The following is an 8,370-nucleotide window of genomic DNA, read 5'->3' as shown; positions in this document are numbered from 1 at the left end:
TGTTCACCCGTCGAGCACTCGCCACCATCGACCAGCCTCCGCCCATCAATCCCAGCCACCGCAAATGCAGAACATCCCCAAACCAGATGGAGTTCTGCTATGGATGACGTTCCCCGGACAGCCCTGCCCCGCAAGGGGGGAGGGATCCCTACTAGCGTGCTCGCCTCACTGCATGATGCGAAGCGACCGCCCCCTCACGCATTCGATCCATGGATCGCGTCGATCACCGCGTCGGTGACTTCCCTGGTCGTCGCCTTGCCGCCGACATCGGGCGTCAGTACGCCGGCCGCGCACACCTTCTCGACCGCCGCCATCAGGCGCGCCGCGGCGTCCTTCTCGCCGAGATGCTCCAGCATCTGCGCACCGGTCCAGAACGTCGCGACCGGGTTGGCGATACCCTTGCCGGTGATGTCGAAGGCCGAGCCGTGGATCGGCTCGAACATCGAGGGATAGCGGCGCTGCGGGTCGATGTTGCCGGTCGGCGCCACGCCGAGGCTGCCGGCCAGCGCGCCGGCGAGGTCGGAGAGGATATCGGCATGCAGATTGGTCGCGACGATGGTGTCGAGGCTCTTCGGATTGAGCGTCATGCGCACCGTCATGGCGTCGACCAGCATCTTGTCCCAGGTGACGTCGGGGAAGTCCTTCGCCACCTCGGCCGCGATCTCGTCCCACATCACCATGCCGTGGCGCTGCGCGTTCGACTTGGTCACCACGGTGAGGAATTTGCGCGGTCGCGACTGCGCGAGCTGGAACGCATAGCGCATGATCCGTGTCACGCCGACGCGGGTGAAGACAGCGACTTCGGTACCGACTTCCTCCGGCAGGCCCTTGTGTGCGCGGCCGCCCATGCCGGCATATTCGCCTTCGGAATTCTCGCGGACGATCACCCAGTCGAGATCGCCGACGCCGACATTGCGCAGCGGCGAGGCGACGCCGGGCAGGATTTTTGTCGGCCGCACATTGGCGTATTGGTCAAAGCCCTGGCAGATCGGCAGCCGAAGGCCCCACAGCGTGATGTGGTCGGGCACATCGGGCGCGCCGACCGCGCCGAAATAGATCGCGTCGAAGTTCTTCAGATCGGCGAGCCCGTCGGCCGGCATCATCACGCCGTGCTTCTTGTAATAGTCCGAGCCCCAGTCGAAAGTCTTGACGTTGAAGCTGATGTCGCCGCTGCGCTTCGCCAGCGCCTCCAGCACGCGGACGCCCGCGGAGATCACTTCGGGGCCGATGCCGTCGGCGGGAATGGCGGCGATGGAATGGGTACGCATGGGATCTCTCCGATCGATGGTTAGCGGGTTCGCACGGGATTGGGTTGCGGTTCGGTTTGCGCGGGCGCGCTCTGCGCACGCGACAGCAGCAGCGTGAGTACGGCCGAGAGCACCAGGAGGCCGGTGACGAAATAAAGACCGCCGTCGAAACTGCCGGTGCGTTCCTTGATCCAGCCGATCATCGCCGGCCCGACGAAGCCGCCGAGATTGCCGATCGAGTTGATGGTGGCGATTCCGGCCGCGGCGGCCGAGCCGGACAGGAACATGGTCGGCATGCTCCATAGCGGCGGCTTCGATGAGGAGATGCCGATATTGACCAGGGTCAGCGCCGCGATCACGGCGGCAAGGCCGGTCCACAGCCCGGCGAGCGCAAGTCCCGCCGCGGCCATCAGGCAGGCCAGCACGACGTGCCAGGTGCGCTCGCCGGTGCGGTCGGAATGCCGCGCCCACAACACCATCGCGATGACGGCAACCGTCGCCGGTACCGCGTTGAGGAAGCCGACCTGGATCGACGACAGGCCGAACGCCTTGATGATCTGCGGCGCCCACACCCCAAGTGTGTAGAGCCCGGCCGAGGTGCCGAAATAGACCAGCGCCAGCGCCAGCACCCGCGGGTCGGCGAGGCCGCGCCAGATGCTGTGGCTCGCGGTCGTGGCCTTGCCGTCGTTCTCGGCCTTCATGGTCTTGACCAGCCAGGCGCGCTCGTCGTCGGCCAGCCATCTGGCCTGCTCCGGCCGGTCGGTCAGGAAGCCCAGCACGACGAAGCCCAGCAGCACGGCGGGCACGGCCTCCAGCACGAACAGCCATTGCCAGCCCTTGAAGCCGAGCAGTCCGTCCATCTCCAGCAGTGCGCCGGAGAGCGGCGAGCCGAGCACGGTTGAGAGCGGCGCCGCCGCCATGAACAGCGCGGTGACGGCGGCGCGCTGCCGCGCCGGGAACCAGTAGGACAGATAGAGGATGATGCCGGGGAAGAAGCCGGCTTCGGCGGCGCCGAGCAGGAAGCGCAGCACGTAGAAGCTGGTCGCACCCTGCACCAGCGCCATCGCCGCCGAGACCAGGCCCCAGGTGATCATCACCCGCGCGATCCAGATCCGCGCGCCGATCTTGTGCAGGATGATGTTGGAGGGCACCTCGAACAGGAAGTAGCCCCAGAAGAAGATACCGGCGCCGAAGCCATAGACGGTCGGCGACAGGCCGATGTCCTTGTTCATGGTCAGCGAGGCGAAGCCGATATTGACGCGGTCGATGAAGGCCACGAAGTACAGCAGCATGATGAACGGCACGATGCGCAGTGAGATCTTGCGCAATACGCGCGCGCCAAGCTGGCTTTCCATGGGCTTCTTCCCCGGGTTCGTTTTGTTTGTTGGGACGGCGCCTGTCGCGCGCCATCGGAAAGCCTAGAAGCTCGCGCCCTTTCGCTTCAACCCGCGCCGGTTTATACAAAAAAATGATATAATCGGACCCGGTCTCACTTGGCGTCATGCCCGGCCTTGTGCCGGGCATCCACGTCTTGGCGGCAAAGAAAGACGTGGATGGCCGGGACAAGCCCGGCCATGACGAACGCAGGGCATAAGGAAGCGACGTCTTGGAACTGCACCAGCTTCGCTGCTTCGTCGCGGCTGCCGAGGAACTGCATTTCGGCCGCGCGGCGCAGCGCCTGCAGATGATGCCGTCGGCGCTGGGCCGCCATATCAAGCTGCTGGAGGAGGATCTCGGGGTGCGGCTGTTCGCGCGCACCACGCGCGCGGTGTCGCTGACCGAGGACGGCGTTGTGCTGCTGCGCGAGGGCCGCGCGCTGCTCGGCCGCGCCGAGGCGATCGAGAACGGCTTTCGCCGCCGGCTGCGCAAGCCGCAGGCGCGGCGCTTCCGGATCGGCGCGATCGACAGCGCGGCGGCCGGCCTGCTGCCGCCGCTGCTGCGCGACCTCCGCGCCGCCCATCCTGATGTTGCCGTGCAACTGCTCGAGGAGAAGACCATCCGGCTGCTGCCGAAGCTGCTGTCTGGCGCGCTCGATCTCGCCTTCGTGCGCCCGCCGGAGCGGCCCGACCGCCGCATCGAGTTTGTCCCGCTGTTGCAGGAGACCGCCGTGGTGGCGTTGTCGCACAAGCACGCGCTGGCGCGGCGCAAGCAGATCGTGCTGCCCGACATCGCGGATCAGCCCCTGATCGTGCCGGAACGCCGCTCGCGGCCGCACAGCCACGATCTGACGACAAAACTGTTCGACGAGGCCGGGTTGACGCCGCATATCCAGGAGATCGCCGACGAGAAGCAGACCATCGTCAACATGGTCGCAGCAAGGCTCGGCGTCGCCATCGTGCCGCGCTGGACCGCACGGATGGCGATCCCCGGCGTCCGCTTTGTGCCGCTCCGCCTGACGCGCGGCAGCAGCGCCGGCCGCCTGCCGCTCGCCGCCGCCTGGCTGAAAGGCTCCCGCGACCCGGTCCGCGACCAGGTGATCGCTGTGCTCCAGGCACGGTTGAAGAGTTACGCGCGCGAGGCGTGAACACGTCTCTCTCTCTCTCTCTCTCTCTCTCTTCATTTCCGGGGCGTGCGAAGCGCGAGCTCGGAATCCATTCCACCACGCGTTTTGCGGATCGATGGATTCGGGACCTGTGTTGCAAAACGCGGAGCCTCAGTCTTCAACCAATGGAAGAATCATTCGATTTTTCAACCGTGTCGTCGCGAGGCATGGAGCGCGGTAACGCCTGTGCCCATTTCGGCGGCAGAAAGTTCCTCGATCAACTGAAACGCATGGCGCAGAAAGTTCCACCGATCCCGTTCTGCTTCGACCTAATGTGAATCGCGGCGCAATGCTCGCGAGAACCAAGGCAAGTCTGATGTCACGCTGTTGCATCGATGTTCCGCTTCAACGGATACGATTGCAGTGCGCCGCCACATAAGCGCCCTTTGTTACTTCTTGAATGCATGTCGAGTAACAACCGAAATCCCGAGCCGCATCATGGCGGCTTTGGACCAAGGGAAAGTGATGATGTGGACAGCCCGACACTGCTCGATCCGTCTGCTTGTTGTGCTTGCGACGGCAGTCTCCTCATTCCCAGCCATGGCTCAGGTGAGCAAGGGCAGTCCTTCCGCCGTGGCACCCGCAGCGCCCGCCGCACCAACTGCGGCACCGGCCTCGTCGAGCAAGGTCTCATTAGGTGCCATTCGGTGGGACAATTGGAGTCTCGACAGTCCCTATGGGCAGGTCCTGGCCGACCCTGGATTGCGCGCGCGCGCTCCGTATTACACAGAGCGTCTGCCGAACGGAAATCTCGGTTTTCCCGGAAACACCGAACGAGCACTGAATGCGGACGTGCATTACGCGAAGTCCGCAGGCTTGGATTATTTCATCTTCGGCTACTACCTGGAGAGTTCTTCCTGGGGACGCGATCCCAGTCGAGCCGTGGCGCTCAATCGGGCGTTGGGAAATTTTCTTCGGCTTCCAGACAAGCTCGGCATCAAATACGCGCTGAATTTCAACCTGTCATTTCCCCCTCGTGATGTGCCGATGGTGAGTGATGCAATCAGCAAAGCGGTAGCTGGGCCGGATTACATGCGGGCGAGCGACGGCTCGGCGCCTGTGTTCTTCCTGCTTGGTACGATGACCCCGTGGATAAAGGGGCTTGGGGGTGAAGAGGGTACAAAGGCGGCCCTGAAGGATATGAGGGATCGGGTCAAGGCCGCGACCGGCCGAGATCTCTACCTGGTTGCCTTGCTCTTCAACCTGTCCGAGACGGAGCCCGTTGCTCACAGGATAGGATTTGATGCGGCGAGTACATATGCGACCGCCCTTGGGTCGAATGGAAAATCCCTGCCGTACGCCAGTTGCGCGGCTCTTGCACAGAAAGCCTGGCAAGCCGAAGCCCAGAATGGTTCTGGAGGCTTCCTACCAACCGTGACGCTTGGCTGGGATTATCGACCGGCTTTGCGCGATCCTCAGGAACTGAAAACTCGCAAGCCGAATCCGGACTGGTGTCAACCTGCCACCGATGAGGAATGGACACGGCAAATCCGTGCTGCAATCAGTCAGGCGGCCAACAATCCGCGCAACGATCGCTTCAAGAGCGTTGTGATCTATGCCTGGAACGAGAGCTCCGAAGGCGGCTGGATTCAGCCGACGCTGTCTGAAGGCGTGCGGCGTCTCAAAGTGATCGCCAACGCGGCGGGCCGACGCCCGACACTTCCGCCGTTCAAGCTGGTGTGGCCGACGCGGATCGATCCGAAGGCGTGTGCCGTCGGTTCGTCATCGATCTCAACTACAACGGCTGGCGCCGGATGCAAATCGGCCAGTGATTCGATGACAACTGCGTGGCCATGTCCGCCAGGCATGCAGATTGCAGGCGAGGAATTGCGCCAAGCACCGTCGGAGGATGGAGAAAAAATGCCGCTTATCTGGCAGGAGAGGCTCTGCACGCCACAGGGCAAACAACAGCGATCAGTTAATTGAGTCAATATCGACAGGGGGTTCCCAATGGATGAAGTCTGGAGTGATGAGAATACCTTCGTGATCAACAACATGAAGTTTGGCCTGATCAGGCAGAACTTCAATGATGCCAGGACGACGAAGGATTCCATCGCGATCATCAAGAACCGCGGGATGATTGATCGCTACAAAAGCCTCATTCGCGAGAACGGGGTTACCAATATCCTGGAATTCGGCATCTTCGAAGGTGGTTCGGCCTTGCTTCTTGCCGCGATCGAGGAACGTATCAAGTTCGTCGGGATCGATATCAGACCTGCGAGCCCAGCGGTGCTTGGCCTGATCCGCGACCACGGTCTGACGGACCGCGTCAAATTGTACTACAATACGTCGCAAGGCGACACCGCGCGCGTCCAGACCATCATCAGGACGGAATTCCCCGGCCAGCGAATAGATATGATTATCGACGACGCCTCGCATCAATACGAACTCTCGCGAGCAAGCTTCGAGGCGTCCTTCCATTATCTCAAGAGCGATGGTCTCTATCTGATCGAAGATTGGGCCTGGGCTCATTGGGAGGAGCCCTATCAGACGCAGCAATGGACCGATATGCCCGCCCTCACCAATCTGATCTTCGAGCTCGTCATGCTCTGTGGGAGCCGGCCCGATATCATTTCGGAAATGAGCGTTCAGAAGGCGATAGCCATTTTCCGCAAGGGCGAACAAGAGGTCGGAAACTTCAGCCTGTCAAAGCTCTACCGTCATCGCAACAGGTGGACCCCCGCACTGTGACGATGCGCCCGGCTCTTGCCGGAGAGCACACGAGCTCGATCGCTTCCCCCACAACGCGTTATGCCCGGCCTTGCGCCGGGCATTCACGTCTTGGCTGCATAAAAGGACGACCTGGACGGCCGGGACGAGCCCGGCCATGACGATAACTGAGCCGAAAGGAAGCCCGCGTCTTGGAACTGCACCAGCTTCGCTGCTTCGTGGCGGCTGCTGAGAACTGCGTTTCGGGCGCGCGGCGCTGCGCCTGCAGATGATGCCCTCGGCGCTGGGCCGCCACATCAAGCTGCTGGCGATCGAGAACGGCTTTCGCCGTCGGCTGCGCAAGCCACAGGCGCGCCGCTTCCGGATCGGCGCGATCGACAGCGCGGCGGCCGGCCTGCTGCCGCCGCTGCTGCGCGACCTCCGCGCCGCCCATCCTGATGTTGCCGTGCAACTGCTCGAGGAGAAGACCATCCGCCTGCTGCCGAAGCTGCTGTCTGGCGCGCTCGACCTCGCCTTCGTGCGCCCGCCGGAGCGGCCCGACCGCCGCATCGAGTTTGTCCCGCTGTTGCAGGAGACCGCCGTGGTGGCGCTGTCGCACAAGCACGCGCTGGCGCGGCGCAAGCAGATCGTGCTGCCGGACATCGCGGATCAGCCCCTGATCGTGCCGGAACGCCGCTCGCGGCCGCACAGCCACGATCTGACGACAAAACTGTTCGACGAGGCCGGGTTGACGCCGCGTATCCAGGAGATCGCCGACGAGAAGCAGACCATCGTCAACATGGTCGCGGCAAGGCTCGGCGTTGCCATCGTGCCGCGCTGGACCGCGCGGATGGCGATCCCCGGCGTCCGCTTTGTGCCGCTCCGCCTGAAGCGCGGCAGCAGCGCCGGCCGCTTGCCGCTCGCCGCCGCCTGGCTGAAAGGCTCCCGCGATCCGGTCCGCGACCAGGTGATCGCGGTGCTTGAGGCAAGGTTGAAGAGTTACGCGCGCGAGGCGTGAGGCTGCCTCGTTGCGTGATGCCTCGACGGCCGATGAATGATTTTGGCCGGTTGACCTAGGTCAACACGACCTGCGCCGGCCAGGGTGAGCGTGCCCGGCATGGCGAAGCGTCAGGACTGGGTCATGATCGCAGGGTGCGTCGCTACCGCTTTGGCGGTGGTGGCGCTCGTCGCCCTTTTCTCTGCCTGAGCTGTGTCGCCCCCGTAGTGTTACGGGGTGTCCAGCTAGGTACCTGAGATGACTGGGTAATTCCCAAAGCTCGAACACCGCTGGCACAAACTGCACTGGCTTGCCGAGTTCCTCCCGGCATAGCTTCCCCTTCCAACGTAGGGCGGCGTTATGGGCAACCTACTTTACAGCGTGTTTGTCGTGCTGATGGGGCTAAGCCCGGTCATCCTCGTGGCGATTGCCATGTTCATAAATTGAGGGCCGGAGCTGTGTCTTTCGGCGTGCCAACCACCAATCCATTCCGCTGGCGTGCTTAGCTACTAAATCCGCGATGCCTTAACCTGGTGAAAGGTTGACGTCAGCGCGGGCGTGTACGCTCGCGCCCATGAATTGGGACCTGCTGTATTTCCGCCTCTCGCTCGTCTGGATGGCGATCACCGCTGCCATGCTGGTCTATGTGCTGGTCGCATAAAGGCAGCCTCTCCGTCGCCGAAGGCCTTCCGCCGGTATTTTCCGCACGCGCCAATCGATAACATGCCGCCAGAATGCGAAGCTGCGTCACCATTAAAGCTGTCATCGCCCGGCTCGACCAAGCGATCCAGTACATCCCGTCATCCTGAGAGCCTGACTGAAAAATGGGTGAGTGATCTCAGTGGGGTGTGATTCCATCGGATTTGCAAAGATTCGAGGGAGAGCACGATGCCCTGGACCAAGATCACTCGGGAGCAATATCGGCGGGACGATCT

The 8,370-nt window shown here is 63.0% G+C and carries 5 protein-coding genes and 1 pseudogene; 4 read left to right on the top strand and 2 right to left on the bottom strand.

Going from position 1 to position 8,370, the window contains the following annotated elements; genetic code table 11:
* Positions 1-194: 194 nt before the first annotated feature.
* Positions 195-1,268 (bottom strand): tartrate dehydrogenase, encoded by a 1,074-nt coding sequence (locus tag I6F38_RS42535; RefSeq protein WP_225164592.1) that lies wholly within the window; start codon positions 1,266-1,268, stop codon positions 195-197.
* Between the two features lie 20 nt (positions 1,269-1,288).
* Positions 1,289-2,602, bottom strand: coding sequence for an MFS transporter (locus I6F38_RS42530; RefSeq protein WP_225164591.1), 1,314 nt, complete (start codon positions 2,600-2,602; stop codon positions 1,289-1,291).
* Positions 2,603-2,853: 251 nt separating this feature from the next.
* Between I6F38_RS42530 and I6F38_RS42525 the strand changes: the two genes are divergently transcribed.
* The 4 genes and pseudogenes from I6F38_RS42525 (at position 2,854) to I6F38_RS42510 (ending at position 7,456) form a co-directional block, all read left to right on the top strand.
* Positions 2,854-3,771 carry a LysR family transcriptional regulator gene (locus I6F38_RS42525; protein WP_225164590.1) on the top strand — a complete coding sequence of 306 codons (918 nt, stop codon included), beginning with the start codon at positions 2,854-2,856 and terminating at the stop codon, positions 3,769-3,771.
* Positions 3,772-4,227: 456 nt separating this feature from the next.
* The gene (locus I6F38_RS42520) at positions 4,228-5,715 is read left to right on the top strand and encodes a hypothetical protein (RefSeq protein WP_225164589.1); all 1,488 of its coding nucleotides are present in this window, start codon (positions 4,228-4,230) and stop codon (positions 5,713-5,715) included.
* A gap of 24 nt (positions 5,716-5,739) precedes the next feature.
* Positions 5,740-6,480, top strand: a complete 741-nt coding sequence (locus I6F38_RS42515; RefSeq protein ID WP_057016230.1) for a class I SAM-dependent methyltransferase — start codon at positions 5,740-5,742, stop codon at positions 6,478-6,480.
* Positions 6,481-6,650: 170 nt separating this feature from the next.
* A pseudogene (locus I6F38_RS42510) lies at positions 6,651-7,456 on the top strand (LysR family transcriptional regulator).
* Positions 7,457-8,370 lie beyond the last annotated feature (914 nt).

Origin of the sequence: Bradyrhizobium sp. BRP56 (assembly GCF_020194035.1) — a bacterium.
In the GTDB taxonomy this organism is placed as follows: domain Bacteria; phylum Pseudomonadota; class Alphaproteobacteria; order Rhizobiales; family Xanthobacteraceae; genus Bradyrhizobium; species Bradyrhizobium australafricanum.
The sequence above is the reverse complement of the archived record's forward strand: the minus strand, read 5'-3'. Positions and strand labels throughout refer to the sequence as shown.

Coding starts and splice junctions, on each gene's coding strand:
- I6F38_RS42535 (WP_225164592.1), bottom strand. CDS start 1,268: ATGCGTACCCATTCCATCGCCGCCATTCCCGCCGACGGCATCGGCCCC.
- I6F38_RS42530 (WP_225164591.1), bottom strand. CDS start 2,602: ATGGAAAGCCAGCTTGGCGCGCGCGTATTGCGCAAGATCTCACTGCGC.
- I6F38_RS42520 (WP_225164589.1), top strand. CDS start 4,228: ATGGCGGCTTTGGACCAAGGGAAAGTGATGATGTGGACAGCCCGACAC.
- I6F38_RS42515 (WP_057016230.1), top strand. CDS start 5,740: ATGGATGAAGTCTGGAGTGATGAGAATACCTTCGTGATCAACAACATG.